The 26,327-nt window shown below is 65.2% G+C and carries 23 protein-coding genes; 13 read left to right on the top strand and 10 right to left on the bottom strand.

Annotated features, from left to right (window positions below):
* Positions 1 to 41: 41 nt before the first annotated feature.
* From GGI48_RS30145 to GGI48_RS30135, 3 genes are all read right to left on the bottom strand, one after another.
* Entirely contained in the window at positions 42 to 752 is a 711-nt protein-coding gene (locus tag GGI48_RS30145) for an ABC transporter permease (protein ID WP_047304474.1), read from the bottom strand.
* On the bottom strand, positions 749 to 1,474 hold the full coding sequence (locus GGI48_RS30140; protein WP_047304580.1) for an ABC transporter permease: 726 nt from the start codon (positions 1,472 to 1,474) through the stop codon (positions 749 to 751). Before GGI48_RS30140 ends, GGI48_RS30145 begins: the two co-directional genes overlap by 4 nt.
* Before the next feature lie 73 nt (positions 1,475 to 1,547).
* The gene (locus tag GGI48_RS30135) at positions 1,548 to 2,327 is read right to left on the bottom strand and encodes a transporter substrate-binding domain-containing protein (RefSeq protein ID WP_179601626.1); all 780 of its coding nucleotides are present in this window, start codon (positions 2,325 to 2,327) and stop codon (positions 1,548 to 1,550) included.
* A 460-nt stretch (positions 2,328 to 2,787) separates the two neighbouring features.
* On the opposite strand from GGI48_RS30135, the gene GGI48_RS30130 reads away from it, so the two are divergent.
* From GGI48_RS30130 to GGI48_RS30120, 3 genes are all read left to right on the top strand, one after another.
* Positions 2,788 to 3,894 (top strand): enoyl-CoA hydratase/isomerase family protein, encoded by a 1,107-nt coding sequence (locus tag GGI48_RS30130; protein ID WP_179601623.1) that lies wholly within the window; start codon positions 2,788 to 2,790, stop codon positions 3,892 to 3,894.
* 3 nt (positions 3,895 to 3,897) lie between these two features.
* Entirely contained in the window at positions 3,898 to 5,049 is a 1,152-nt protein-coding gene (locus tag GGI48_RS30125; RefSeq protein WP_016964231.1) for an acyl-CoA dehydrogenase family protein, read from the top strand.
* Positions 5,050 to 5,297: 248 nt separating this feature from the next.
* A complete protein-coding gene (locus tag GGI48_RS30120; protein ID WP_179601622.1) occupies positions 5,298 to 6,062 on the top strand; it encodes an SDR family oxidoreductase in 765 nt (254 codons plus the stop codon).
* A 62-nt stretch (positions 6,063 to 6,124) separates the two neighbouring features.
* Here GGI48_RS30120 and GGI48_RS30115 read toward each other — a convergent pair whose 3' ends face one another.
* The 7 genes from GGI48_RS30115 to GGI48_RS30085 form a co-directional block, all read right to left on the bottom strand.
* Entirely contained in the window at positions 6,125 to 6,898 is a 774-nt protein-coding gene (locus tag GGI48_RS30115; protein ID WP_179601620.1) for an enoyl-CoA hydratase, read from the bottom strand.
* A gap of 21 nt (positions 6,899 to 6,919) precedes the next feature.
* Positions 6,920 to 8,047 carry an acyl-CoA dehydrogenase gene (locus GGI48_RS30110; RefSeq protein WP_047304482.1) on the bottom strand — a complete coding sequence of 376 codons (1,128 nt, stop codon included), beginning with the start codon at positions 8,045 to 8,047 and terminating at the stop codon, positions 6,920 to 6,922.
* A gap of 12 nt (positions 8,048 to 8,059) precedes the next feature.
* A complete protein-coding gene (locus tag GGI48_RS30105) occupies positions 8,060 to 9,250 on the bottom strand; it encodes an acetyl-CoA C-acyltransferase (protein WP_179601618.1) in 1,191 nt (396 codons plus the stop codon).
* Between the two features lie 12 nt (positions 9,251 to 9,262).
* On the bottom strand, positions 9,263 to 10,024 hold the full coding sequence (locus tag GGI48_RS30100) for an SDR family NAD(P)-dependent oxidoreductase (RefSeq protein ID WP_047304484.1): 762 nt from the start codon (positions 10,022 to 10,024) through the stop codon (positions 9,263 to 9,265).
* A 14-nt stretch (positions 10,025 to 10,038) separates the two neighbouring features.
* Positions 10,039 to 11,703 carry an AMP-binding protein gene (locus tag GGI48_RS30095; protein WP_103740399.1) on the bottom strand — a complete coding sequence of 555 codons (1,665 nt, stop codon included), beginning with the start codon at positions 11,701 to 11,703 and terminating at the stop codon, positions 10,039 to 10,041.
* A gap of 328 nt (positions 11,704 to 12,031) precedes the next feature.
* Complete coding sequence (locus GGI48_RS30090) at positions 12,032 to 13,048, bottom strand: AraC family transcriptional regulator (RefSeq protein ID WP_179601616.1); 1,017 nt, start codon at positions 13,046 to 13,048, stop codon at positions 12,032 to 12,034.
* A gap of 268 nt (positions 13,049 to 13,316) precedes the next feature.
* Positions 13,317 to 14,618, bottom strand: coding sequence for an OprD family porin (locus tag GGI48_RS30085; protein ID WP_179601614.1), 1,302 nt, complete (start codon positions 14,616 to 14,618; stop codon positions 13,317 to 13,319).
* A 646-nt stretch (positions 14,619 to 15,264) separates the two neighbouring features.
* Here GGI48_RS30085 and GGI48_RS30080 point away from each other — a divergent pair.
* The 10 genes from GGI48_RS30080 to GGI48_RS30035 are packed head-to-tail and all read left to right on the top strand — an operon-like array spanning position 15,265 to position 26,327.
* Positions 15,265 to 16,617: a UDP-glucose/GDP-mannose dehydrogenase family protein gene (locus GGI48_RS30080; RefSeq protein ID WP_179601613.1), complete on the top strand. Its 1,353-nt coding sequence runs from the start codon at positions 15,265 to 15,267 to the stop codon at positions 16,615 to 16,617.
* A complete protein-coding gene (locus GGI48_RS30075; RefSeq protein ID WP_016964243.1) occupies positions 16,614 to 17,633 on the top strand; it encodes an NAD-dependent epimerase in 1,020 nt (339 codons plus the stop codon). The genes GGI48_RS30080 and GGI48_RS30075 overlap by 4 nt, the downstream gene beginning before the upstream one ends.
* 57 nt (positions 17,634 to 17,690) lie before the next feature.
* Positions 17,691 to 18,443 carry a sugar transferase gene (locus GGI48_RS30070; RefSeq protein WP_016964244.1) on the top strand — a complete coding sequence of 251 codons (753 nt, stop codon included), beginning with the start codon at positions 17,691 to 17,693 and terminating at the stop codon, positions 18,441 to 18,443.
* A 1-nt stretch (position 18,444) separates the two neighbouring features.
* Positions 18,445 to 19,089, top strand: coding sequence for a CpsD/CapB family tyrosine-protein kinase (locus GGI48_RS30065; protein ID WP_179601611.1), 645 nt, complete (start codon positions 18,445 to 18,447; stop codon positions 19,087 to 19,089).
* Between the two features lie 22 nt (positions 19,090 to 19,111).
* Positions 19,112 to 20,131, top strand: a complete 1,020-nt coding sequence (locus tag GGI48_RS30060) for a polysaccharide biosynthesis/export family protein (protein ID WP_179601609.1) — start codon at positions 19,112 to 19,114, stop codon at positions 20,129 to 20,131.
* An 11-nt stretch (positions 20,132 to 20,142) separates the two neighbouring features.
* A complete protein-coding gene (locus GGI48_RS30055; protein WP_179601607.1) occupies positions 20,143 to 21,735 on the top strand; it encodes a lipopolysaccharide biosynthesis protein in 1,593 nt (530 codons plus the stop codon).
* Positions 21,732 to 22,847 carry a glycosyltransferase family 4 protein gene (locus GGI48_RS30050; RefSeq protein ID WP_179601605.1) on the top strand — a complete coding sequence of 372 codons (1,116 nt, stop codon included), beginning with the start codon at positions 21,732 to 21,734 and terminating at the stop codon, positions 22,845 to 22,847. Before GGI48_RS30055 ends, GGI48_RS30050 begins: the two co-directional genes overlap by 4 nt.
* Entirely contained in the window at positions 22,844 to 24,205 is a 1,362-nt protein-coding gene (locus tag GGI48_RS30045; protein WP_016965628.1) for an O-antigen ligase family protein, read from the top strand. Before GGI48_RS30050 ends, GGI48_RS30045 begins: the two co-directional genes overlap by 4 nt.
* A gap of 27 nt (positions 24,206 to 24,232) precedes the next feature.
* Positions 24,233 to 25,198, top strand: a complete 966-nt coding sequence (locus tag GGI48_RS30040; RefSeq protein ID WP_103740406.1) for a glycosyltransferase — start codon at positions 24,233 to 24,235, stop codon at positions 25,196 to 25,198.
* Positions 25,191 to 26,327 carry a glycosyltransferase gene (locus GGI48_RS30035; protein WP_047304499.1) on the top strand — a complete coding sequence of 379 codons (1,137 nt, stop codon included), beginning with the start codon at positions 25,191 to 25,193 and terminating at the stop codon, positions 26,325 to 26,327. The genes GGI48_RS30040 and GGI48_RS30035 overlap by 8 nt, the downstream gene beginning before the upstream one ends.

Genomic DNA, 26,327 nt, shown 5'->3' with positions numbered 1-26,327 from the left:
CGGGCAGCAAGGTTCTGGATAGGAAAAAGAGGAAAGGAGCGTCAGTGAGCCGGGCCGAGAAAGCTCAGCCAGCGCCGCTCCGCCAGGCGGAAGACAGCCACCAGGCCGAAGGACAGCCCCAGGTACAACAGGCCGGCGATGCCGAACGCCTGGAAGGTCAGGAAGGTCGCGGCATTGGCGTCCCGGGCCACCTTGAGGATGTCCGGAATGGTGGCGGTGAAGGCCACCGAGGTGGCGTGCAGCATCAGGATCACTTCGTTGCTGTAGTACGGCAGTGCCCGGCGCAGCGCCGAAGGCAGGATCAGCCGCCGGTACAGGCGCCAGCCCCTGAGGCCATAGGCGTGGGCCGCCTCGATCTCGCCGTAGGGAATGCTGCGGATGGCCCCGGCGAAGATCTCCACGGTGTAGGCGCAGGTGTTGAGGGTGAAGGCCAGCAAGGTGCAATTCATGGCGTCGCGGAAGAAGGCTTCCAGCAACGCTTGCTGGCGAATCGCGGCGATCCCGTACAGGCCGCTGTAGCAGATCAGCAGCTGGATATACAAAGGCGTGCCACGAAACACGTAGGTGAACAGCTGCACCGGCCAGCGCAGCGGGGCCCAGTGGGAGGCGCGCATGATCGCCAGGGGCAGCGACAGGACAAAGCCCATGGCCAGGCTGGCCACCAGCAACCACAGGGTCATGGCCAGGCCGGTCAGGCTCTCGCCGTCACTGAACAGAAAGGGACGCCAGTATTCCTGAATCAGCTCGATCATCGCGACAGCCCTCGCACGCCTTGGTTGTAGCGCCGTTCCAGCAGGCGCAGCAGCTGGTTCGAGGCGCTGGTGATCAGCAGGTACAGGGCCGCCGCCAGCAGCAGGAAGTCGAGCATGTTGAAGGTGCTCTTGCCGGCTTCCTGGGCCACCTTGACCAGATCCGAAAGGCCGATGATCGACACCAGGGCCGTGGCCTTGAGCAGCACCAGCCAGTTGTTGCCCAGGCTGGGCAAGGCGTAGCGCATCATCTGCGGGAACACCACGTGGCGAAAGCGTTGCCAGCGACCGAGGCCAAAGGCCGCCGCCGCTTCCTGCTGGCCCCTTGGCACGCTGAGCATCGCCCCGCGAAAGGTCTCGGTGAAGTAGGCGCCATAGATGAAGCCCAGGGTGATGATCCCGGCGACGAAGGGGTCGATCTCCATGTAGGGCCAGTCCAGCAGCTCGGTCAGGGCCGTGAGCCAGCCCTGCAGGCTGTAGAAGATCAGCAGCATCAGCACCAGGTCCGGCACCCCGCGAATCAGGGTGGTGTAGCAGGTCGCCGGCAGGTTCAAGAGGCGCAGGGGCGAGAGCTTGGCGGCCGCCCCCAGCAGGCCCAGGGCCATGCTCACCAGCAGCGCCAGGGCCGAGAGTTTCAGGGTCACCCAGGTGCCGTGCAGCAACAGCGGGCCGTAGCCTTGCAGGACCGACAGGTCCAGGCCAAAGAGAGTTGTCGAGGTATTCACGCCAATCACCTTGTCGCCACCACCGCCGGACCCGGGACGGATCGCGCCTGTCCCGGGGCCGGCCAAGGGGCGATCAGTTGTTGTAGAGGTCGAGGTCGCCGAAGTACTGGCGCTGGATCTGGGCGTAGATGCCCTTCTCATGCAGGGCCTTGATGGCGCCATTGAGCATGGCCTTGAGCTCGTCCTGGTCCTTGCGCAGACCGATGGCGATCTCCGCCGGCACCAGCGGGTCGCTGATGCCGGCGCTGTTCTCGAAGTCGGCGCCCTGGGGCGATGCGAGGAAGCTCATCTGCGCTTGCAGCTTGTCCTGGATCGAGGCGTCCAGGCGGCCGTAGACCAGGTCGGCGTAGACCTGGTCCTGGTTCTGGTAGGCCCGCAGCTTGACCCCGGCCGGCCCCAGCTTGGCCCTGGCGTAGGTTTCCTGAATGGTGCCCTGCATGTAGCCCAGGGTCTTGCCCTTGAGGGATTCGCCGGTGGGCTCAAGGCCCGAGCCCTTGCGGGTGACGATGGCGGTCGGGCCGGCGTACAGGCGGTCAGTGAAGTCGATCTGCTTGCGCCGCGCATCGGTGACCGTCATCGAGGATTCGATGGCGTCGAACTTGCCGGCCTTGAGCGCCGGAATCAGGCCGTCGAAGTCGTTGCTGATCCACACGCACTTGAGCTTGAGCTCGGCGCAGATGGCGTTGCCCAGGTCGACGCCAAAGCCTTGTACGCCGCCGTCGGCGGTGCTGGATTCAAAAGGCGGATAGCTTGGATTGACGCCAAAGCGCAGCTCTTTCCATTCCTTGGCGCTGGCGCCCATGGACACGCACGCGATTGCCAGTAACGGCACGGCCAGCCATTTTTTTGTCATCTTCAGAGTCCCGGATTATTTGGATTTATAGCGGTCCGGCGCGAGCGTCGGACCCCACTTGTGACAGGGGCAGAGAGTGGGTGCGGGTTCGCCGCAGTCGGTTTCTTGTTGTTATTGGAAAGGTCCGGCGTGCAGCGCCGGACCCGTTCCTGGTTGCCGCGGTCTACGCTGCAACGGAGCGCCAGAATGCCAACAGCCAGAGCGTCCCAGGTGTCGTAAGGGGCGTCCGAAACAGCGTGGATCGGCTGATAACGGCTATTTCACAGCCGATTCTGTCGTCAGGGCTCTAGACCTTGGCCCAGAGCTGTTGCGCAAGCTCCTGCGGGGATTTTTCATCATGCAAAAATGCACAGTCGACCTGCAGCTTTCTGGGTTGTAATCGGCAAATTTGCACTGTTACGATCCGCCGACGCTCGCGCGCGAGCCTCAGACAAAAAACAATAAAAGCAGGGAGTTAGTGATGACTGCTCAGGTTTCATCCCAGACGACACGGGACCTCGATGCCACCTCGGACGAGGTGCTGGTCGAGGTGCGCAACCACATCGGTCACCTGACCCTCAACCGCCCCGCCGGACTCAACGCCATCACCCTGTCGATGGTGCGTACCTTGCAACGCCAGCTCGATGCCTGGGCCCAGGACCCGCTGATCCATGCGGTGGTCCTGCGCGGCGCCGGTGAAAAGGCCTTCTGCGCCGGCGGCGACATTCGCTCGCTGTACGACAGCTATCAGGGCGGCGATACCCTGCACCAGGCGTTCTTCGTCGAGGAGTACGCCCTGGACCTGACCATCCACCACTACCGCAAGCCGGTGCTTGCCCTGATGGACGGCTTTGTCCTCGGCGGCGGCATGGGCCTGGTGCAGGGCGCCGACCTGCGGGTGGTCACCGAACGCAGCCGCCTGGCCATGCCGGAAGTGGCCATCGGTTACTTCCCGGATGTCGGCGGCAGTTACTTCCTCTCGCGGATACCCGGCGAGCTGGGCGTCTACCTGGGCGTCAGCGGCGTGCAGATCCGCGCCGCCGATGCCCTGTACTGCGGCCTGGCCGACTGGTACCTGGACAGCAGCAAGCTGCAACTGCTGGACCAGCGCCTGGATCGCCTGCACTGGAGCGACTCGCCGCTCAAGGATCTGCAGGGCCTGCTGGCCAAGCTGGCGGTGCAGAGCCTGCCCGACGCGCCGCTGGAAGCCCTGCGCCCGGCCATCGATCACTTCTTCGCCCTGCCGGACGTACCGAGCATCGTCGAACAACTGCGCAGCGTCACGGTGGCCGACAGCCACGAGTGGGCCAAGGCCACCGCCGACCTGCTGGAAACCCGCTCGCCCCTGGCCATGGCCGTGACCCTGGAGATGCTGCGCCGCGGTCGCCACTTGAGCCTGGAGCAATGCTTCGCCCTGGAGCTGCACCTGGACCGCCAGTGGTTCGAACGTGGCGACCTGATGGAGGGCGTGCGCGCCCTGATCATCGACAAAGACAAGACCCCCCGCTGGAATCCACCGACCCTGGCCGCTCTGGAGGCGGAACGGGTGGCGAGTTTCTTCAGCGGTTTCGACGACAGCGGGAGCTGAATCATGCACGACATCGAACTGAGCGAAGAACAAGTGATGATCCGCGACATGGCCCGGGACTTTGCCCGCGGCGAGATCGCGCCCCACGCCCAGGCCTGGGAGAAGGCCGGCTGGATCGACGACGCCCTGGTGCGCAAGATGGGCGAGCTGGGCCTGTTGGGCATGGTGGTCCCCGAGGAATGGGGCGGCAGCTACCTGGACTACGTGGCCTACGCCCTGGCGGTGGAGGAAATCTCCGCCGGCGACGGCGCCACCGGCGCCTTGATGAGCATCCACAACTCGGTGGGCTGCGGGCCGATCCTCAACTACGGCAGCCAGGAGCAGAAACAGCAATGGCTGCCGCGCCTGGCCGCCGGCGAAGCCATCGGCTGCTTCTGCCTGACCGAACCCCAGGCCGGCTCCGAGGCGCACAACCTGCGCACCCGCGCCGAACTGCGCGATGGCCAGTGGGTGATCAACGGCGCCAAGCAGTTCGTCAGCAACGGCAAGCGCGCCCAACTGGCCATCGTCTTTGCGGTAACCGACCCGGAACTGGGCAAGAAAGGCCTCTCGGCGTTCCTGGTGCCCACCGACACCCCGGGTTTCATCGTCGACCGCACCGAACACAAGATGGGCATCCGCGCCTCCGACACCTGCGCCGTGACCCTCAACCAATGCACCATCCCCGAGGCCAACCTGCTGGGTGAACGGGGCAAGGGCCTGGCCATCGCCCTGTCCAACCTCGAAGGCGGGCGCATCGGCATCGCCGCCCAGGCCCTGGGCATTGCCCGCGCCGCCTTTGAAGCGGCCCTGGCCTACGCCCGGGAACGGGTGCAGTTCGACAAGCCGATCATCGAGCACCAGAGCATCGCCAACCTGCTGGCCGACATGCACACCCGGCTGAATGCCGCGCGCCTGCTGATCCTCCACGCCGCGCGCCTGCGCAGCGCCGGCCAGCCGTGCCTGTCGGAGGCGTCCCAGGCCAAGCTGTTCGCCTCGGAAATGGCCGAGCAGGTCTGCTCCTCGGCGGTGCAGATCCATGGCGGCTACGGGTATCTGGAGGACTACCCGGTGGAGCGCTACTACCGCGATGCGCGGATCACCCAGATCTACGAAGGCTCCAGCGAGATCCAGCGCCTGCTGATCGCCCGCGAGCTGAAGCATTACCAGTTGTAGACAGCAGCGCCGCCAACAAAAAATCGCAGCTCAGGCTGCGATTTTTTTTGCTCGCATGGCCGCCCTCCTCACCAAGCGCGATCTGCAGTGCAAGGGCCCCCTTAAGCCCTGTTGAGTGCTGTCGAGCAGGTGGATAGGCGGCAGTTGCCACGGCGCGTTCGAAAACATATTCAACGCAAGATCCGGAGTTCAGCGCCGCTCGCAGCGGCCTATGGTTGGCTCAACGCTCATGCAAAGGAGGGTCGATCATGAAACAACTGCAAGACAAAGTCGCGATTGTGACGGGAGCCACATCGGGAATCGGCCAGGCCGCCGCCCGGCTGTTCGCCCAAGAGGGCGCGCGCCTGATAGTGACCGGCCGCCGGGGCGACGCACTGGATGCGTTGGTCGCACAGATCCAGCAAACCGGTGGCGAGGCGCTCGGGGTTGCCGGTGACATTCGCAGCGAGGCACTGGCCGAGCGTCTTGTGGCGCTGGCGCTGGAGCGTTTCGGTGGTTTGGATATCGCCTTCAACAACGCCGGAATGACCGGTGAAACCCGGTCCGTCTCCGAGCTGACCCTGGACCAGTGGCAGGCCGTGCTCGACTGCAACTTGACCAGTGCCTTTCTCGGGGCCAAGTACCAGTTGCCTGCTCTGCGCAGTCGGGGCGCAGGGTCGATCATTTTCACGTCCAGCTTTGTCGGGCACCACGTCGGTTTTCCCGGTATGGCGGCATATGCCGCGAGCAAGGCCGCGCTGATCGGCTTGACCCAGGTGATCGCCGCTGAAGAAGGCCCCCACGGCATTCGCGCCAACGCGCTACTGCCTGGAGGCACCGACACGCCAATGGGCCGTGCAGCCACCGACACCCCTGAGAAACGCGCCTTTGTCGAAAGCCTGCATGCCCTCAAGCGCCTCGCCCGTCCCGAGGAAATTGCCCGCGCGGCGCTGTTCCTCGCGTCGGACGCCGCCAGTTTCGTCAGCGGGACGGCGATGCTGGTTGAGGGGGGCGTTTGCATCAACCGCAGCTAAGCGCTGCGGTTGAGGGTGCAGGGACGCTGGTTGAATACCGCGTCCTGCCAGGAGCGGTGCGGTTACTGATCCTTGAACTGCGGATCACGCTTGGCGATGAAGGCGGCCATGCCCTCTTTCTGGTCCTGGGTGGCGAACGCAGCGTGGAACACCCGACGCTCGAAGCGCACGCCTTCGGACAGGCTGACTTCGAAGGCACGGTTCACGCTTTCCTTGATCATCATGCTCACCGGGATCGATTTTGCGGCGATCACGGCGGCGACTTTCAGGGCTTCTTCCACCAGTTCGTCCGCTGGCACGATGCGCGCGACGATGCCGCAACGCTCGGCTTCCACGGCGTCGATAAAGCGTCCGGTCAGGCACATTTCCATGGCCTTGGCCTTGCCTACCGCGCGGGTCAGACGTTGAGTGCCGCCCATGCCCGGCAGCACCCCGAGGTTGATTTCCGGCTGGCCGAACTTGGCGTTGTCGCCGGCCAGGATGAAGTCGCACATCAAGGCCAGTTCGCAACCGCCACCCAGGGCGAAGCCGTTGACCGCGGCGATGATCGGCTTGCGCCGGTTGGCCACGCGGTCGCTGTCGCTGAACAGGTCGTCGAGGTAGATCTGCGGGTAGGTCAGCTCGGCCATTTCCTTGATGTCGGCACCGGCGGCGAAGGCCTTCTTGGAACCGGTGATGACGATGCAGCCGATCTGCGGGTCGGCTTCCAGGCGATCCAGGGCCTGGTTCACTTCGCCGACGATCTGCGCGTTGAGGGCGTTCAGCGCCTGGGGACGGTTGAGGGTGATCAGGCCGACCCGGCCCTTGATGTCCAACAAGATGGTTTCGTAGCTCATGTATCAGCTCCTGCTAAAAAGTCAGAGATTGCGCGAAATGACCATGCGCTGGATGTCGCTGGTGCCTTCGTAGATCTGGCAGATGCGCACGTCGCGGTAGATCCGCTCCAGCGGGAAGTCGCTCAAATAGCCATAGCCGCCCAGGGTTTGCAAGGCCGCGGAGCAGACCTTTTCGGCCATTTCCGAGGCGAACAGCTTGGCCATCGAGGCTTCCACCAGCGCCGGCTTGCCGCTGTCGCGCAGGGCCGCGGCGTAATGCACCATCTGCCGGGCCACGGCGATCTGGGTGGCCATGTCCGCCAGGCGGAAGGCCACCGCCTGGTGCTCGATGATCGGCTTGCCGAAGGTTTCGCGTTCACGGGCGTAGTCACGCGCCGCTTCGAACGCGGCCCGGGCCATGCCCACCGATTGCGAGGCAATGCCCACGCGGCCGCCTTCAAGGTTGGCCAGGGCGATCTTGTAGCCCTCGCCCTCCTCGCCCAGGCGGTTGGCCAGCGGCACCTTCACATCCTCGAAGAGGATCTGGCAGGTGTCGCTGGCGTGCTGACCGAGCTTGTCCTCGATGCGCGCGACCTTATAGCCCGGCGAGTCGGTGGGCACGATAAAGGCGCTGATGCCGCGCTTGCCGGCCGCCGGGTCGGTGACCGCGAACACGATCACCACCCCGGCGTTCTGCCCGGAGGTGATGAACTGCTTGCAGCCATTGAGCACATAGTGGTCGCCGTCGCGCCGGGCCCGGGTCTTCAGGCTGCTGGCATCGGAGCCGGCCTGGGGCTCGGTCAGGGCGAAGGCGCCGAGCATGGCGCCACTGGCCAGGGGCTTGAGGAAACGCTCCTTCTGCTCATCGTTGCCGAAGGTGAGGATCGGCACGCAGCCCACCGAGTTGTGCACGCTCATGATGGTGGAGCAGGCACCGTCACCGGCGGCGATTTCCTCCAGGGCCATGGCATAGGCCAGGTAGCCGGTGTCACAACCGCCCCACTGCTCGGGCACCAGCATGCCGAAAAAACCCAGCTCGGCCATCTCGGCGATGGCTTCCTTGGGAAAGCGGTGCTCGCGGTCCCAGTCGGCGGCGAAAGGCTTGAGGCGCTCCTGGGCAAATTGCCGGGCGGCGTCGCTGATCTGCAGTTGTTCGTCATTGGGCAACATCGGGATTCCTCGTTACAGGCATTCAACGGCCATGGCCGTGGCTTCACCACCGCCGATGCAGATCGCGGCCACGCCACGCTTGAGGCCTTTCTGGCGCAGGGCCGAGAGCAGGGTCACCAAAATCCGCGCACCGGAGGCACCGATGGGGTGACCCAGGGCGCAGGCGCCGCCGTGCACGTTGACCTTGGCGTGGGGGATGTCCAGCTTGCTCATGGTCACCAGGCTGACCACGGCGAAGGCTTCGTTGATTTCGAACAGGTCGACCTCGTTCAGCGACCAGCCGGTCTTCTTCATCAGCCGCTCGATGGCGCCCACCGGGGCCACCGGGAACAGCCCCGGGGTGTCGGCGAAAGCCGCGTGACCGTGGATCACCGCCAGGGGCTTGAGGCCGCGCTTGTCGGCTTCGGAGCGGCGCATCAGCACCAGGGCCGCGGCGCCGTCGGAGATCGAACTGGCGTTGGCCGCGGTCACGGTGCCGCCGTCACGGAACGCCGGCTTCAAGGTGGCGATCTTGTCCAGCTTGGCCTTGGGCGGCTGTTCGTCATCGCTGATCAGCTTCGATTCCTTGCCGATCATCACTTGCAGGGGAACGATCTCATCCTTGAACAGGCCGTCCTTGATCGCCTGCTGGGCGCGGGTCAGGGAAGCCACGGCAAATTCATCCTGGGCCTGGCGGGTAAAGCCGTTGGCCTCGGCGCAGTCCTCGGCAAAGTTGCCCATCAGGCGGCCCTTGTCGTAGGCGTCTTCCAGACCGTCGAGGAACATATGGTCCAGCACCTTGCCGTGGCCCATGCGGTAGCCGCTGCGGGCACGGTCCAGCAGGTATGGGGCGTTGGACATGCTTTCCATGCCGCCAGCGATCACCACTTCGGCGCTGCCGGCCAGCAGCATGTCGTGGGCCAGGATGGTGGCCTCCATGCCGGAACCGCACATCTTGTTCAGGGTGGTGCAGCGGGTGCCCTTGTCCAGGCCGGCGCCCAGGGCGGCCTGACGCGCCGGAGCCTGACCGAGGCCGGCGGACAGCACGCAGCCGAACAGCACTTCTTCTACCGCGTCAGCCGCGATGCCGGCGCGCTGTACCGCGGCGCGGATGGCCTCGCTCCCCAGTTGCGGGGCGCTGAGGCCTTTGAGTTCACCCTGGAAACCGCCCATGGGGGTGCGGACGGCGCTGACAATGACGATGGGATCGTGGGCAATGGACATGAGAATTCCTCCTTACTTGGCGGCCATGCGCAAGGCGCCGTCGAGACGGATCACCTCGCCGTTGAGCATGCTGTTTTCAATGATATGCCGCACCAGCGCGGCGTACTCGGCGGGCTTGCCCAGGCGTGGCGGGAACGGCACGCCCGCGGCCAGGCCGGCGCGCACTTCGTCGCTCATGCCGGCCATCATCGGGGTTTCGAAAATCCCCGGGGCGATGGTCATCACGCGGATGCCGAAGCGCGCCAGTTCGCGGGCCACCGGCAGGGTCAGGCTGGCGATGGCGCCCTTGGACGCGGCATAGGCGGCCTGGCCGATCTGCCCGTCGAAGGCGGCGATGGAGGCGGTGTTGATGATCACCCCACGCTCGCCCTCGGCATCGGCGGCGCTTTCGGCGATGGCCGCCGCGGCCAGGCGCAGCAGGTTGAAGCTGCCGATCAGGTTGACGTTGATCACCTGGCTGAAACTGGCCAGGGCATGCGGGCCGTTCTTGCCCAGGACCTTCTCGCCGCGCACGATGCCGGCACAGTTGACCAGGCCGTTAAGCCCGCCAAAAGCCTTGACCGTGGCTTGCACCGCCGCTTCGGCCGCGGCTTCCTGGCTGATGTCGGCCACCACGCTGTGGCAACCCAGTTGCTGGGCCTTGGCCGCCACGGCCTCGGCGTTGAGGTCCACCAGCATCACCTTGGCGCCGGCGGCGACCAGCATTTCAGCGCTGGCCGCGCCGAGGCCGGAGGCACCGCCACTGACGAGAAAAACCTTGTTTGCGATCTGCATCATTTCAATCCTGTTTACGCGGTAGCTGTTGACGCCGCGGCCTCTTGAGCCTTGGCGATTTCCTGGTTGCGCAAGATAAAGCGCTGCAATTTGCCGCTGGGGGTCTTGGGCAAATCACTGACAAATTCGATTTCACGGGGGTAGGAATGGGCCGCCAGGCGCTTGCGCACATGCTGGCGCAGCTCCTCGGCCAACTCGGCCGTGGCGCGGTACTGCTCGCTGAGCACCACAAAGGCTTTCACCAGCTCGGTGCGTTCCGGATCGGGCTTGCCCACCACCGCCGCTTCCACCACCGCCGGGTGTTCGATCAGCGCGCTTTCCACGTCGAACGGGCCGACCCGGTAGCCGGAGGTGGTGATCACATCGTCGCTGCGGCCAACGAAGCTGATGCTGCCGTCCTGGTTCAGCTCCACGGTGTCGCCGCTTAAGTAGTAGTCACCGACAAAGGCCTTGGTCGGCACCCCGGCGTAACCGGCGAACCAGCACATCGGCGACTGGCGGCGGTCGATGGCGAGGATCCCCGGCTGGCCGACGCCCAGCTCCCGGTACTCTTCGTCCAGCACCACGATGCGGTGGCCCGGCGAGGCGAAACCGGCGGCGCCGACATGCACCGGATGCTCCAGGCCGTGGTGGTTGCACAGCACCATGCCCAGCTCGGTCTGGCCGTAATGGTCGTGGATCACCACATCCAGTTGCTCGGCGAACCAGCGGATCACTTCCGGGTTCAGCGGCTCGCCGGCGCTGCTGACAATGCGCAGGCGGCCCTTGATCGACCGGGCGAACTGGTCGCCACCGGCGATCAGCAGGCGGTAGGCCGTGGGCGAGCCGGTGAGGTTGGTGATGCCGTACTTGTTGATCACCCGGCAGGTGCTTTCCAGGGTGAAGGGGCCATCGTAGAAGGTGATCGGGTGGCCCAGGCCCAGCGGCCCGGTGACGCCGAAATAGATGCCATAGGCCCAGCCCGGGTCGGCGACGTTCCAGAAGGCATCTTCCGGGCGCAGGTCCACGGCGTCGCGGGTGTAGGCCTGGAACGCGACAATCGCCTTGAGCGGGACTTCCAGGGCTTTCGAGGGGCCGGTGGTGCCCGAGGTGAACATCAGCAGGAATGGGTCTTCGCCGGTCAACAGCACCGGCTCGCACTGGGCCGGGTACTGCTCCAGCTCGGCCCAGAAACTGAAGTCACCGCGCACGATGCCCTGGCCCTTGGCGCCTGCGACCGTAACGACGGTCGGGCACTCGGCGACTTCCGCCAGCTTCGGCCGGTTCACCGCGTCGCAGATCACCAGCTTGGCTTTTGAACTGTTGAGGCGGTGCTCGATGGCCTTGGGGCCAAAGGCGGTGAACAGCGGCTGGTACACCGCGCCGATGCGCCAGGTGGCCAGCACCGTGATCAAGAGTTCAACGTTGCGCGGTAGCAGCCCGGCGACCTTGTCGCCCTTGCCAACCCCCTGGGCCAGGAAGAAGTTGGCCAGGCGCCCGGCCTTGTCCTGCAACTCGGTGAAGGTATAGCTGGCGCTACTGCCGTCGCGGCCCTCCCAGAACAGCGCGATGCGCCCGGGCAACGCATGCCGGTCACAACATTCGACACAGGCATTGAGGGCCGACAGCGAACCCGCCAGGGCGGCGTCGACACAGTGCTGATAATTGAAATCCTTGATGGCGGACAGGTAATTGCGCATTGCCAGAATCCCTCACTGTTCTTATTAGGATGGGAACCTCATGAAAAGCAGGGAAATACTGGCGCCAGAGCCCTCGCGGGACAATGGTCAAAGCTATCAAGTTGCGTGACCGGTTTGGCCAAGAGTCCGCCTCAGGCTTGCCGGCGCCGACGGCGCTCGGGGTGATGCAAGACTTGCGGGCCTCTTCGCCGGCAAGCCGGCTCCTACCGGGCGGCGCTGATTGCGGGCTGTGTAGGAGCTGGCTTGCCAGCGAAGGCGGCGGCCGGGGTGGTGCAAGGCTTGCGGGCCTCTTCGCCGGCAAGCCAGCCCCCAACGGGCGGGGCTGGGGTCAGGACGGGTCGTTGAGGATCAGGCTGCGGTAATGCCCGGGGTTGGAACCGGACCATTTGCGAAAGGCCTTGTAGAACGAGCTGGTGTCGGCAAAACCCAGGCGCTCGGCAATCTCGGCGAAGCTGATCTGCGGCTCGGCCAGCCAGACGATCGCCAGTTCCTTGCGCACGCTGTCCTTGAGCCCTTGGTAGCTCTGGCCCTCCTCCGCCAGGCGCCGACGCAGGGTCGAGGCCGAGATGCACAGGCTGTGGGCCAGGCTTTCGCTCTCCGGCCATTGTTCCGCGGGCAGTTGCCGCAGTTGCTGCTTGATACGGCTGGCCAGGCTCTCGGGGTCGCGGTACTTGACCAGGATGTTGGCCGGGGCATGGGCCAGAAAGCGCTTGAGCTCTTCTTCGCTGCGCTTGATCGGCAGGTCCAGGCAATCGGCGGCGATGATCATCCGCGTGCGCGAGCGGGCAAAGCGCAGGTTGTCGGAGAACATCACCCGGTAGTCGTCGCAAAAATCCGGCTGCGGGCAGCGCAATTCGATGGCCAGGATCGGAATCCGCCGCCCCGCCAGCCAGCAGGCCACGCCATGCACGATCATCCAGTAGGTGAAATAGGTGAAGGCCCGGCCCGGTGCCTGTTCGTCCTCCTGCAGGACGATTTCCGCCAGGCTCTGCTGGCGCACCAGCTGCGCCGGCAGGCGCTCGAACATCAACGAAAGAAAGCCCAGCAGCGAATCCAGCCCCGCCGCCAGGGTCGGCTGGGCCATGGCCGAGCGGCAGAGAAAGGCCAGGCTGCCGGACTTCAGCCGACGCGGATCCATGCCGAAAAACTCGTCATCCAGACGCCGGGCCAGCAAGCGCCAGAGCCGCGCATAGGCACTGGCCGGGACTCGCGCGGTGCTCTGCTGCAACAGCCGCGGATCGATGCCGACCTTGTTCAGCACTTCAACGGTGGCCGCCCCCGGCGCACAGCTTTGCAGCAGCGCCTCGCGCACCAGCTGCATGGAGATGGTGTCTTTTTCCGCCATCGTGACCAACGTTTTCCTAAGAATCCCGGGATCGCCATCTTAGGCAGTGACCGGGAAAAAGCCAGTAGACGTTGGCCTTGGTTACCGCCTTTGCGCGCGCCCTGGAAAGCGCCACGGATTCGTCCACCCCACCAGCCGGACCATCAAGCTCGGGGCCCCCTCTCTGCAGGAGCCGGCTTGCCGGCGAAAGGGCCCGCAAGCCTTGCCCCCGCCAGGAAACCCCTTGGCTGGCAAGCCAGCGCCTACGGTGCGCGGGGCGGTTGTCGGGTCAAAGCAGGGAGAAGTTGTAGCTGACGATCAGCCGGGTTTCGTCCATGTCGCGGGCGATCTTCTGGTAGTTGCTGCGATAGGTGGCGTTGCGCAGGCGCAGGCTGAGGTCCTTGAAGGTGCCGCTCTGCACCACGTACTTGAGTTCGCTGTCACGCTCCCACTCGCGACCTTCGCGCAGGCTGCCCGGGACCTTGATGTGGTCGCCGCTGACGTAGCGGGTCAGGAAGCTCAGGCCATTGAGGCCCACGGCCTTGAAGTCGTAGTCATAGCGCAGCTGCCAGGACCGCTCCTGAATCGCCGCGAAATCATTGACCTGCACGTAGTTCACCAGGTACGGGTTGCTGCCATCCAGGTAGGGCATCGAGTTGTCGCCGTACATGCGCTGCCAGCCGGCGCTCACTGTGTGACCAGCGAGGCTGTAGCCGAGCATGCTGCTCAGGGCGCGGTTGTCGATGCCGCCGGCGCGCTCGGCGCCGGTGTCGGCACTCTTGAGCAGGCGCAGGTCGCCCTTGAGCACGCCCGGCCCCAGGGGCTGGTTGGCCAGCAGGCCGACAAAATGCTGACGGTAGATGTCCTGCAGCTCGGCGTAGTGGTACTGGCCGGTCAGCCGCTCGTTGAACTTGTAGTCCAGGCCATAGGTGTCGAAGTGATCCGCCGTGGTGTTGCAGGCATAGCGCTTGTTCTTGCAGTGCACGCGGATGTCCTGGGCGTCGGTGGAATCCCGGGCGGTGTAGCGGTTGAGCCGGGCGGCGGTCAGGGTCAGGTCCTTGACCTCCCTGGAGGTCAGCACCGCACCGTTGAACATCGTCGGCAGCAGGCGCCCGTCGTTGTACTTGAGCAATGGCAGGTCCGGCAGTTGCGCGCCGTATTTGAACACGGTCTGCGAGACCCGGACCTTGGCGGTCAGGCCCAGCTTGGCGTACTGGTCCGCCGAGCCCCGCGGGTCATGCCCGCTGGAAGGCAGCAGGCCGCTGTTGCTGCGATCGGGGCTGGAGTCGAGCTTGAGCCCGAGCATGCCCAGGGCATCCAGACCGAACCCGACGGTGCCTTCGGTGTAGCCCGACTGCAGGTTGAGGATGAAGCCCTGGGCCGATTCCTCACGCTTGGAAGCGCCCTGCTCGGTGCCGGTATGACCGTCACGAAAATCCCGGTTGAAGTAGATCGTGCGTGATTCCAGCTTGGCATTGCTGTCCTCAAGAAAGCCGTCGGCTTGAACCGACGGGGCAAATCCTGCCCACAGGACAGCGGCTCCGAGGCCCAGCAGCGGGCACGGATTGATCAGGGGAAAAGGGGGACGCATGAACAGGCTCCAGCACAAATCTGTGACGCAAGGTCGGTAAGAAAGACCCAGGACTCATTCAGCCTGCAAATCATAGATTGCAGGGTGAATTGATTGAATCAATGAGGGGCGCAAATGATGGCAGATGGCCAAAACCCTCCCAACCCGACTTTAGTCTGACTCGCCGGTCGAACAATACCGCGAGGCGGCGAGCGGCGCCGCACCGGCAAAACCAAGAATAAACCTGTCATTTTTTTTAATTTTTCATCAGGCCGACAGCGTCGAAAAAACCGTCCAATCGATCAGAAAAGTGCGCGACTGGAGTAGCAAGAATTCAATGCTGGCAAAAAAGCATTATTTTTTTATCGCCCAGACATACCGTTCGTCGGATTTTTCATCTCTGAAAAATGAAAAAACAACTATTTGACGCTTTTCATTACGACCCTAATGAGATCATCCATCTCATTGTTTTATATAGGTTTTTATATTTAACAAGCATCAGATAAAACCCCGGCGTCATTTATGCAACACCGCAAAACGTCAATTAAACGTCTCAGTCTTGTGATAGTGTCAAAAAAAGAGCGCGATGGCGGCAATGTGCCATATGCCTTTTGCGGAAGGTGAGCTACAGCCTCACCCAACACTTATCATGGACGAGGTCGTTCCCTTGGAAGTCAGCGTTTTCGGTACTGGTTATGTCGGCCTGGTGCAAGCAGTTGCCCTCGCCGATGTTGGGCATAACGTGATCTGTGTCGACATCGACAGCCAGAAAATCGCCCAGCTGCAACGTTCTATTCCACCGATTCACGAGCCGGGTCTGGCGACCCTGATCGAAGAGAATCAAAAGGCCGGCCGACTGCACTTCACCACCCAGGCCAGCGATGCCGTGGGCCATGGAGAGGTGATCTTCATTGCAGTCGGCACGCCGTCCAACGAAGACGGCTCGGCGGACCTCGACCATGTCCTGGCGGTGGCGCGCAATATTGCCTGCCTGATGCTCAGCGACAAGACCCTGGTGATCAAATCCACGGTCCCGGTGGGCACCGCCGATCTGGTGATCGAGACCGTCGCCGAACAACTGGCGGACCTGGGCAAATCCCAGCTGCGGGTGCACGTGGTGTCCAACCCGGAGTTCCTCAAGGAAGGCTCGGCCGTGGCCGACTGCATGCGCCCGGACCGGATCATCGTCGGCTGTGCCCACGACCTGCCCCGCCAGCAGTTGAGCGAACTGTACGCACCGTTCAACCACAACCATGACCGCCTGATGTTCATGGACAACCGCAGCGCCGAGCTGGTCAAGTACGCGGCCAACGCGATGCTCGCCACCCGCATCAGCTTCATGAACGAGATGGCCAACCTGGCGGAACGCCTGGGAGTGGACATCAACGCGGTGCGCAAGGGCATCGGCGCCGATCAGCGCATCGGTTATCACTTCATCTACCCCGGCGCCGGGTTTGGCGGCTCGTGCTTCCCCAAGGACCTGCGGGCGCTGATCCACACCGCCGAAAGCCACGGGCTGGAGCCGCAAATGCTCAAGACCGTGCGCGACGTCAACGAGCAGCAGCGCCATGTGCTGTTTCGCAAGCTCAAGGCGCACTTGGGGGACAACCTGCAGGGCAAGGTCATCGCCCTCTGGGGCCTGGCCTTCAAGCCCAACACCGACGACATGCGCGAAGCCACCAGCCGCTACCTGATGCAGGCGCTGTGGGACGCCGGGGCCAGGGTCCAGGCCTACGACCCGGAAGCCATGACCGAATGCCGGCGCCTGTACGGCTACCGCGACGACCTGCAGCTGTGCGCCACCCGCGATGACGCCTTGCAAGGCGCCGACGCGCTGGTGATCTGCACCGAATGGAAGGCCTTCCGCGTGGTGGACTTCAAGTTGCTGCGCGACACCCTCAAGGACCGCCTGATCGTCGACGGGCGCAATCTCTACAACCCGCAACAGGCAGCGGACGCCGGTCTGCACTATTTGAGCATCGGCCTGCCCTACCGCGTACCCGAGGCCCTTGGCGCATGAATATCCTGATCACCGGGGCCGCCGGTTTTATCGGCGCCCATACCGCACTGCGTCTGCTCAAGGATGGGCACCAGGTCACCGGGCTGGATAATTTCAACGACTACTACGACCCCCGGCTCAAGCACGACCGGGTGCGCTGGGTGGAACGGCAAGTGGGGCACTTCCCGCTGCAACGCCTGGACCTGGCGGACAGCGCCGGCCTGGAGCGGCTGTTCGCCGAGATCCGGCCTCAGGTGGTGATCAACCTCGCCGCCCAGGCCGGGGTGCGCTACTCCCTGGAGAACCCCAAGGCCTACCTGGACAGCAACCTCTCGGGCTTCCTCAACCTGCTGGAAATGTGCCGGCGCTACCCGGTGCAGCACCTGATCTATGCCTCGTCCAGCTCGGTGTACGGAGCCAACCAGCAGACCCCGTACAAGGTCAGCGACAACGTCGACCATCCGCTGTCGCTGTACGCGGCGAGCAAGAAAGCCAACGAGCTGATGGCCCACAGCTACAGTCACCTGTTCGGCGTGCCGGCCACCGGCCTGCGTTTCTTTACCGTGTACGGCCCCTGGGGCCGGCCGGACATGTCGCCGATCCTGTTCGCCGACGCCATCAGCCAGGGGCGGCCGCTGAAGCTGTTCAACTACGGCATGCACCAGCGCGACTTCACCTACATCGACGACATCGTCGAATCCCTGGTGCGCCTGCTGGACAAGCCCCCGACGCGCGATCCGCTGTGGGATCGCGAGCAACCGGACCCGTCCACCAGCATGGCGCCCTGGCGCCTGTTCAACATCGGCGGCCAGCGCCCGGTGGAACTCAAGGACTACGTCAGCACCCTGGAGCGACTCCTCGGCCGCCAGGCCCAGGTGGAGTACCTGCCCCTGCAGCCCGGTGACGTGCTCAACACCTGTGCCGACGTCAGCGCCCTGGAAAACCTCACCGGCTTCGGCCCCCAGGTGCCGCTGGATGAAGGCCTGGGCCATTTCGTCCAGTGGTACCGCAGCTACTACAGCGGCGCCCGGTCCTGAGTCGGCGCCCCGGCGCCCTTTACCCAACCCTTTGCAATGGAAGTACTCCCGGTGGATATGGAAAGACCCTTCTCATCGCCCGCAACCGAGGTGCCGGCCCCGGCGCGCATCGACCGGCGCAACGACCCGTTCCGGCGCAAGGTCCAGGCCGCCATCGATCTGCAGCATCACGGCTGGATCACCGGCCGCGAAGGTGGCCGGCCCTGGACCCTGTCGCGCAGCAAGCGCCTGACCTCGGCGCTGCTGGCCGCCCTGCTGCTGGTGCTGCTGTCGCCGCTGCTGCTGGTGGTGGCGCTGGCGATCAAGCTCACCAGCCCGGGGCCGGTGTTCTTCGTACAGCTGCGCACCGGTTTTCGTGGCCGGCGCTTCGGCATGTACAAGTTCCGCACCATGGTGGTCAACGCCGAAGCCCTGAAGGACTCGGTGCGCCACCTGAACAAGCACGGTCCGGACTCGGTGGACTTCAAGATCGACCGCGACCCGCGGATCACCGGGATCGGCGGCTTCCTGCGGCGCACCAGCCTCGACGAGCTGCCGAACCTGATCAACGTGGTGCTGGGCCAGATGCGCATCGTCGGGCCGCGTCCGACCTCGTTTCACGCCCAGACCTACAAGGAACACCACCTCGGGCGCCTGAGCATCTACCCCGGGATCACCGGCCTGTGGCAGGTGTCCGGGCGCAGCGACGTGGACTTCGACGGTCGGGTCACCCTCGACATGACCTACATCTTCCAGCAGAGCCCCTGGCTCGACCTGAAGATCCTGATCAAAACCCCTTTCAAGGTCCTCAATGGCCATGGAGCAAGTTGAAATGGCGGCAGCAACCTTTGCCAGTCTGAAGATCCAGCCTCCCAGCGAAAGCAACCTGGCGGTCACCGTGCTCGACCAGGAGCTGCGGGTGATCCTGCTGACCGCGGCCAACCGCAACAGCGGCGTCACCAGCAGCAGCCTGAGCATGGCCAGCGAACTGGCGCGCACCAGCCGCGGCCGGGTGCTGCTGGTGGACACCAGCCTTTCGGACAACAGCCTGACCCGGCGCCTGGACCTGGGCGAACGCCCGGGCTTTCTCGACCTGGCCCTGGCCGATACCCCGCCGCTCCTGGCGCAGTGCATCGAAAGCAGCGAAGAACTGGGCTTCGATTTCCTGCCCCTGGGCCGCCGCCAGCAATACGCCGAGCGCCTGACCCCGGAACTGCTGCAGGAACTGTTGCAGGCCCTGGCCGCAGACTATCGCTTCGTGATCATCGACGGCGACCCGGTGTACAGCAGCGGCGACATCCTCACCCTGAGCACCCAGGTGGACGGCGTGGTGCTGGTGGTGCGCAGCGAGGAAACCCGCTGGGAAGTGGCCCAGGCCGCGGCGCAGCGCTTGATCCAGGCCGAGGCCAAGCTGATCGGCAGCGTGTTCAACGCCCGCAAGTACTACATGCCCAAGTGGGTTTATGACCGTCTCTGACCGGCACAAGGACCGTGTAACCATGAACAAGCCAAGACTCTCCCTGCTGGGCCTGTCGTTGCTGGCCGCCCTGGGCGGTTGCGTCAACCGCGAGCCGCAGCAGATGCCGGTGCAGATCCTCAGCGCCCCGGCCGACCAGGCCCAGCTCACCGAGGTCATGCCCATCGAACAGGTGCTGCGACCCCAGGACGTGCTGGACGTGATCTTCCATATCGGCACCACCAGCCAGCAGCGCTACCTCGTGCAACCGGGCGATCAGGTGGACGTCAGCTTTCTCACCGCCCCCGAGCTGGGCGGCAGCAAGCTGGTGCTGCCCGACGGCAGCATCGACATGCCCTACGTGGGCAACGTCCAGGTCGCCGGACTGTCCGCCGAGCAGGCGCGCCAGACTCTGGAAGCCCAGTACGCCAAGGTGCTGAAGAAACCGCAGATCACCTTCTCGATCTCCCACGCCATGGCCCAGCTGGACAACCTGCGCACCAGCCTGACCAACCCGGCCACGGGCCTGAGCCGCGAGATCGTGGTGGGTTCCGATGGCCGCGCCAGCTTCCCGCTGCTGGGCAGCCTGTCGTTGCAGGGCAAGAGCCTCAACGAGCTGCAAACCCTGGTCAACCAGCGCTACGCCAAGGAAGTGGGCCAGGTCAGCGTCGACGTGCTGCTCAAGACCACCGCCGCCAACGAAGTGTTCGTGATGGGCGAAGTAGGCCAGCCCGGGGCCTACCCGATCCGCCGGCCGATCTCGGTGCTCGAAGCCCTGACCCTGGCCAAGGGCGCCGGCCCCACCGCGCGCCTGGACTCGGTGGTGATCATGCGGCGCAAGGGCAATCAGGTCGAAGCCCGGGTCTATGACGCCGATGCGGCGCTGGACGGCAAGGCCCTGCAGTTCGCCTACCTGCAACCGGACGACATGCTCTACGTGCCCAAGACCCGCCTGGCCAAGGCCGGGGCCCTGAGCAAGCAGCTGGCGGACGTGATCATGTTCCAGGGTGTCGGGTTCAGCTTCGGCTACCGCGTCGACAACAAAGAAACGAACAACAACTGAGTTCCCTCTTGATGACCAAGATCGAAAACTACCTGCACGAGTTCCTGCTCGTGTTCTTTGTCAATCGACGCCTGATCAAGCGGGTGTTCCTGGGCTTCGCCCTGATTGCGCTGCTGCTGCCGCTGGTGCTCAAGCAGAGCTTCGAGATCACCGCCGAAGTCATTGTGCAGTCCAAGAAACTGTCGCAGACCGACGCCAACACCGTGCTCACCCCGGACAGCGACAAGTTCATCCCGCCGTCGCTGGCGGACATGGAAACCGAAAGCAATATCCTGCGTTCGCCCACGCTGATCCGCGACACCATCGACCAGCTGCGCCGTGAAGGCCAGTTCGGCGGCAACGAGGGCCTGTTGACCAGGCTGATCGTCAAGCCGATCCGCAATGGCCTGATCGACCCGCTGCGCAACCAGGTGATCAACCCGCTGCGCGGCTTCTTCGGCCTGGCCGTGGACCCGGTGCGCGACACCAGCCTGGATGCCTTCACCGAGCAGGCGGTCAAGGACCTGAAGATCGGCACCCTGCCCGGCTCCAACGTGATCTCCATCGTCTACGCCAGCCCCAATGCCGCCGAGGGCACGCGCTTTGTCGAACGCCTGCTGGCCAACTACCTGAAAAACCGCCAGGACCTGCAATCCAACGAACTGCCCGAAGCCTTCTATGAACAGAAGAAGGCCCAGTACCAGTCGCGCCTGGATGACCTGGAAGGCAAGCGCCAGGCCTTGCTGGAAGCGGCCCACGCCTCCGATCCCAAGGAAGAGATCACCTTCCGCCTGAACGCCATCAACACCGAGGAGCAATCGCTCAACGGCTACCGCGACCAGGCCCTGGAGAACCAGCGCCGCCTGGACTACCTGCAGAAGAACCTGGCCGCCGCGCGCAAGGCCGGGATCACCGACTACACCTTCCCCTTCGCCTTCGCCAACACCGTGGACAACGTGGCTTACGAAGACCGCGAGATCAAGCAACTCGGCGAGCAACTGAGCAACCTGGTCAGCCAGTACGGCACCACCGCCGACACCTACCGCGCCGACAGCGTGCCGATGCAGCAGCAGCGCGAGCAGATCGTGCGGGCCCGGGCGCAGTTCCTCAAGGTGGTGGAAAACCGCGTGCGCGAGCGCAGCAGCGACCTGCAGATCACCCAGTCGGTGATCGCCCAGAAGACCGCGCGGATCAACGACTACAAGGCCCGGGTGCGCGACCTGCAAGAGGTGCTGAGCAAGCTGCGCCAGCTGGACACCGAGATCGATGCCTTGCACAAGGCCTTCTTCACCTACACCCAGCGCTATGAAGAAAGCCGTGGCGAACGCCTGATCAACGGCGAATTGTCCAACGCCCGGGTGCTCAGCCAGCCTTACGAACCCAGCGAGGCGGCGTTCCCCAAACCCATGCTGATCATTCCCCTGGGCCTGCTCACCGGCCTGCTGCTGGCGATTGCCCTGGGGTACGTCTACGAGTTTTTCGATCACCGCTTCAAGCATCCGGCCCAGGTCAGCGATCACCTCGGCCTGCCGGTGCTGATGGTGCTCAACGCGCCGTCGGAACAGCCGGTCAACCCCTTCCCGCGCTGGACCTGGCGCTGGGCCTGGCATTGGGCCAAGCAATGAGCGACCTGAGCATGGCGGCGCAACCGGTTGTGCACCTGATCCACAGCGGCGGTTTCTACGGTGCCGAACGCATGCTGCTGGATCACTGCCGGGTGACCCCGGGGCAGCATCGGGTGGTGTTCATCGACGCGCCCGAGAACTTGTTGCGGCGTTTTGCCCAAGCCGGGGTCGCCAGCCACAACTGCCACGGCCTCAAGCAGCTGCTGAGCAATCTGCGGCAGCAGCCGGGGCTGCTCAACGCCCACAACTTCAAGGCCCAGGTGTTTGCCTGGATCTGCGCCCGGCGCCTGGGCCTGCCCCTGGTGCTGACCCAGCACGGCTTCACCCCGCGCAGCCTGAAACAGAAGCTCTACACCTGGATCAGCCTGCGCCTGTGCCGCAGTTCCCGGGTGCGCCGGGTGGCCTGCGTGGCCCAGAGCATTGCCCAACTGCACCTGCAGGCCGGAGTGCCGGCGAACAAGCTGCGGGTGATCGCCAACGGCCTGCCGGAGCCGCAACGGCTGCCGCCGGCGAGCAAGGAAGGACCGCCCTTGCCGGAAACACGGATCCGCCGCGACGAGGCGGCGCCGCTGGTGGGTTTTGTCGGCCGCCTGAGTGCGGAAAAAGGCCCGGACCTGTTTCTCGACGCGCTGATCGGGCTGTGCCGCCAGCGCCCCACCCTCAAGGCCGTGCTGCTGGGCGACGGTGAACAGAACCTGGCGCTGCGCCAGCGTATCGACGAGGCCGGACTGACCGCGCGCATCCTGCTGCCGGGCTACCAGAACGACATGCAGCCCTGGCTAAAGCGCCTGAATGTGCTGGTGCTCAGCTCGCGCACCGAAGGCACGCCGATGATCCTGCTGGAAGCCATGCAGGCCGGCACCCCGGTGGTGGCCTTTGCCGTGGGTGGGATTCCTGATGTCCTGCAACACCGGCAGAACGGCTTGCTGGCCAAGCCCCTGGACAGCGCCGATCTGGCGCGCTGCATCGGCCGCCTGCTGGATGACCCCGCCCTGGCCGCAGAGTTGGCCGAGGCCGCCCGCGTCACCCAGCGCAAGCACTATCACTTGCCGACCCTGGCCCGCAGTTGGGATGAGCTGTATCGCCTGGCCAGGGAGAGCACCCCGGTATGATCGCCGCCCCGTTTCTCGGCCTCCTCTTGGGCCTTGCCAGCCTGCTGCTGCTCGCCAGCCCCTGGCCGTTTCTGGCGCCGCTGGTGGTGCTCGGACTGGTGGGCCTGGCGGTGCTCTATCGCCGCCCGGGTTGGGGCCTGCTGGGGATCTGTGCCCTGGTGCCCTTCGAGGGCCTGTTCAAGGACAGCGCGTTCTCCGGGGCCAAGCTGCTGGGGGCCTCGCTGATCCTGATCATGCTGTTCAAGCTGCTGTTGCGGCAGATCCCCGACACCCGCCTGCGCAGCAATCTGTGGCGGGCCCTGGGGCCGTTCCTGCTGTGCCTGCTGCTGAGCCTGCTGTACAGCGAGAACCTGCTGGTGTCCCTGGACAGCCTGCGGGAACTGGCGGTGGGCCTGGTGCTGTTTTTCGTCACCTTGCTGATCGCCCGGGAAACCCACCTGCTGATGCTCTGCCGCCTGCTGGCGGTCAGCGTGGCCATCACCTGTGTGATCGCACTGATCTCCGCCAAGTACCAGGTCGGCGGTCGGGCCATCGGCCTGCTGCAGGACGCCAACTACTTCGCCCTGCTGATCGCCATGGCGGTGCCGCCGGCGATTCTCCTGGCGCTGCGCTCGCCCCATTGGCCGGTGCGGCTGTTCTGGGTCGGCATCAGCCTGACCCTGATGGCCGGGATGACCAAGACCGACTCGCGCTCGGGCCTGTTGGTGGTGCTGTTCACCCTCGTCATCGGCGCCTGGCACTACCGCGAGCGGCTCAAGGGCCTGCGGCCCAAGCACCTGGGGTTCGCCATGTTCGCCGTGGCGATCGTCGTGCCCCTGGGGATCGCCGTGCTGCCGGCGGACTATGTGGCGCGCATCCAGTCCCTGAGCCTGCTCAAGTCCGGCGCCCATTCGGCGGACACCTCCCTGGGCCGGCGCACCTCCTACCTGGTGGTGGGCGGCCAGATGATCCGCGACAACCCGTTGCTGGGCTCGGGCCTGGGCACTTTCCCGATCCACTACGCGCAGACCGGTTTCGCCAGCAGCTTCTCGGAAAACATGAACGAGCCGGACCTGTTCCGTCGGGCCCACAACACCTACCTGGAGCTGTTCAGCGAGCTGGGGATTCCCGGCGGCTTGAGTTTCGTGGCGCTGATGCTCATGGGTCTGCGCAACTTCGAGCGGGCGCGCCAGGGCTTTCTCGCCCGAGGCCAGCGCGAGCAGGCCGACATCGCCACCCACCTGGGCCTGAGCCTGCTGGCGCTGGCGGTGTTCCTGCTGTTTCTCAGCGCGCCCAACCACAAGTACCTGTGGATCTTCCTGGCCCTGTCCAGCGTGCTGCGGCTCGAAGCCGAAGCAGATCCGCTGCCCACCTCATAAATGCAAACCTGGCCAAGGGAGGCAAAGATGCAAAGGATCAGCGTGATCGTGCCCATGTACAACGAGGCCCGTCACATCACCCGCACCCTGGACAGCGTGATCCTCGCGGCCCGGGTCGCGGCCATCGACTACGAGTTGATCGTGGTCGACAACGGCTCCACCGACCAGGGGCCGCAACGCGCCCGCGAGCTGGGGGCGCGGGTGCTGCTGTGCCCGGGGATCGGCATCGGCGCCCTGCGCAATCGCGGCGCCGCGGTGGCCACCGGCGATTGCCTGGCGTTCGTCGACGCCGACATCGAGGTGCCCGGCAACTGGCTGCAACTCTGGCAGCAGGTCCTGGCCGAGCAGCGGGCCGAGGTCTTTGCCCTGGATTGCGCCGCGCCGCGCTGCGCGCCCTGGTTCGCCCGGGCCTGGCAACGACGCAGCCTGGCCGGCGGCCGTCAGGCCCGGCAACGGCAATGGTTGCCCAGCGCCAACCTGTGCCTGCAGCGGGCCTGGTTCGAGCGGGTCGGCGGTTTCGACGAGCGCTTGCGCACCGGCGAAGACAAGGATTTCGGCCTGCGCCTGCACGCCGCCGGCGCCCGTCAGATCAGCCTGCCCGAGCCCCAGGTGCTGCACTGGGGCTTTGAAGGCAGCTGGGGCGAATGGGCCGGCAAGGAACGCTGGCGCCAGGGCAGCCACGGGCAGTTGCTCAAGGCAGCGGGACTGAATGTGCGCCTGTTGCGCTTCCCCTTGCTGTGCCTGGCCTGCGCCCTGCTCAGCGCGGCGGCGCTGCTGGCCCTGGTCGCGGGCCGGCCGGGGGCGGCCGCCCTGTGTCTGTTGCTGGGCGCCCTGGCGCCGCTGCTGCTGGCCCTGCGTCAGGGCTGGCGCCAACGCGATCCGCTGTTCGTCCTGCAACTCTGGCTGCTGCACGGGGTGCGCCTGCACCTGGGTGCCGTGGTCCTGGTGCAGGGTCTGTTCAACCGTACTGCCGTGAGACCTGACCGTGGCTAAGACCCTTTTCTGGCTGTGCCTGCTCCTGCCCTTCTATGCCTGGATCGGTTACCCGCTGCTGCTGGCCCTGCTCAGCCTGTTCGTGCGTCCGCGCCCGCTGCAGGCGGGTGAGCCGCTGTCGGTCAGCGTGATCATCGCCGCCCACAACGAAGGCCCGCACATCGAACACAAGCTGCGCACCCTGCTGCAACAGGATTACCCGGCCACGGACCTGCAGATCATCCTCGCCAGCGACGGCTCCAGCGACGACACCGTGGCCACCGCCCTGGCCGTGCGCGACTCGCGGATCGTGGTCCTGGACCTGCCCCGGGTGGGCAAGGCCGGGGCCCTGAACACCGCGGTGGAGCTAGCGCGCAACGACATCCTGGTGTTCACCGACGCCGACAACCAATGGTCCGGCGACACCCTGGGCAAGCTGCTGGCGCCCCTGGCCGACCCGCAAGTGGGCGCCTGCGGCGGGCACATGATCATCCCCAACCCGGGGCACAACCTGAGCCTGGGCGACAGCCTGTACCGGCATTACGAAGCCTGGTTGCGCCAGGCCGAGAACCGCACCGGCTGCATGGTGTCCGCCGACGGCGCGCTGCTGGCCCTGCGCCGCGAGCTGTTCCAGCGCATTCCCGCCGAGGTCAACGACGACTTCTTCATCAGCACCTGCGCCCCGGTGGCGGGCAAGCGCATCGTCTATGTCGAAGAGGCCCAGGTCCTGGACCAGGGCGTGGACGACGCCGACAAGCAGTATCGCCGGCGCCTGCGGGTCACGGTCGGCGGCCTGCAGAGCCTGGCCCAGCGCCGCGAGCTGATGAACCCGCTGCGCCACGGCGCCTACGCCATCGCCCTGATCAGCCACAAGCTGATCCGCCGCCTGGCCCCGGTGCTGTTGCTGCCCTTGCTGCTGAGCAACCTGTGGCTGTGGAACGCCGGGGTCTTCTACAGCCTGTGCCTGCTGGCCCAGTTGCTGGGTTACGGCGCCGGGCTGCTGGGCCTGCTGGACCGGCGCGGGCGCCTGCCCAAGGTGTTTCGTCTCGCCGGCTTCGTGCTGGTGACCCTGGCCGGCATGAGCATGGGCCTCTGGCAGTTTCTCCGCGGGCGGCGCTACGCCCTGTGGAACCCACAACAGAATCGCTGA

Source organism: Pseudomonas protegens, assembly GCF_013407925.2.
Taxonomy (GTDB): Bacteria; Pseudomonadota; Gammaproteobacteria; order Pseudomonadales; family Pseudomonadaceae; genus Aquipseudomonas; species Aquipseudomonas fluorescens_AP.
The sequence above is the reverse complement of the archived record's forward strand: the minus strand, read 5'-3'. Positions and strand labels throughout refer to the sequence as shown.

Excerpts from the sequence above, each read along its gene's own strand:
- GGI48_RS30145 (WP_047304474.1), bottom strand. The coding sequence starts at position 752 with ATGATCGAGCTGATTCAGGAATACTGGCGTCCCTTTCTGTTCAGTGAC.
- GGI48_RS30135 (WP_179601626.1), bottom strand. The coding sequence starts at position 2,327 with ATGACAAAAAAATGGCTGGCCGTGCCGTTACTGGCAATCGCGTGCGTG.
- GGI48_RS30130 (WP_179601623.1), top strand. The coding sequence starts at position 2,788 with ATGACTGCTCAGGTTTCATCCCAGACGACACGGGACCTCGATGCCACC.
- GGI48_RS30125 (WP_016964231.1), top strand. The coding sequence starts at position 3,898 with ATGCACGACATCGAACTGAGCGAAGAACAAGTGATGATCCGCGACATG.
- GGI48_RS30120 (WP_179601622.1), top strand. The coding sequence starts at position 5,298 with ATGAAACAACTGCAAGACAAAGTCGCGATTGTGACGGGAGCCACATCG.
- GGI48_RS30115 (WP_179601620.1), bottom strand. The coding sequence starts at position 6,898 with ATGAGCTACGAAACCATCTTGTTGGACATCAAGGGCCGGGTCGGCCTG.
- GGI48_RS30110 (WP_047304482.1), bottom strand. The coding sequence starts at position 8,047 with ATGTTGCCCAATGACGAACAACTGCAGATCAGCGACGCCGCCCGGCAA.
- GGI48_RS30105 (WP_179601618.1), bottom strand. The coding sequence starts at position 9,250 with ATGTCCATTGCCCACGATCCCATCGTCATTGTCAGCGCCGTCCGCACC.
- GGI48_RS30100 (WP_047304484.1), bottom strand. The coding sequence starts at position 10,024 with ATGCAGATCGCAAACAAGGTTTTTCTCGTCAGTGGCGGTGCCTCCGGC.
- GGI48_RS30095 (WP_103740399.1), bottom strand. The coding sequence starts at position 11,703 with ATGCGCAATTACCTGTCCGCCATCAAGGATTTCAATTATCAGCACTGT.
- GGI48_RS30090 (WP_179601616.1), bottom strand. The coding sequence starts at position 13,048 with ATGGCGGAAAAAGACACCATCTCCATGCAGCTGGTGCGCGAGGCGCTG.
- GGI48_RS30085 (WP_179601614.1), bottom strand. The coding sequence starts at position 14,618 with ATGCGTCCCCCTTTTCCCCTGATCAATCCGTGCCCGCTGCTGGGCCTC.
- GGI48_RS30075 (WP_016964243.1), top strand. The coding sequence starts at position 16,614 with ATGAATATCCTGATCACCGGGGCCGCCGGTTTTATCGGCGCCCATACC.
- GGI48_RS30070 (WP_016964244.1), top strand. The coding sequence starts at position 17,691 with ATGGAAAGACCCTTCTCATCGCCCGCAACCGAGGTGCCGGCCCCGGCG.
- GGI48_RS30065 (WP_179601611.1), top strand. The coding sequence starts at position 18,445 with ATGGCGGCAGCAACCTTTGCCAGTCTGAAGATCCAGCCTCCCAGCGAA.
- GGI48_RS30060 (WP_179601609.1), top strand. The coding sequence starts at position 19,112 with ATGAACAAGCCAAGACTCTCCCTGCTGGGCCTGTCGTTGCTGGCCGCC.
- GGI48_RS30055 (WP_179601607.1), top strand. The coding sequence starts at position 20,143 with ATGACCAAGATCGAAAACTACCTGCACGAGTTCCTGCTCGTGTTCTTT.
- GGI48_RS30050 (WP_179601605.1), top strand. The coding sequence starts at position 21,732 with ATGAGCGACCTGAGCATGGCGGCGCAACCGGTTGTGCACCTGATCCAC.
- GGI48_RS30045 (WP_016965628.1), top strand. The coding sequence starts at position 22,844 with ATGATCGCCGCCCCGTTTCTCGGCCTCCTCTTGGGCCTTGCCAGCCTG.
- GGI48_RS30040 (WP_103740406.1), top strand. The coding sequence starts at position 24,233 with ATGCAAAGGATCAGCGTGATCGTGCCCATGTACAACGAGGCCCGTCAC.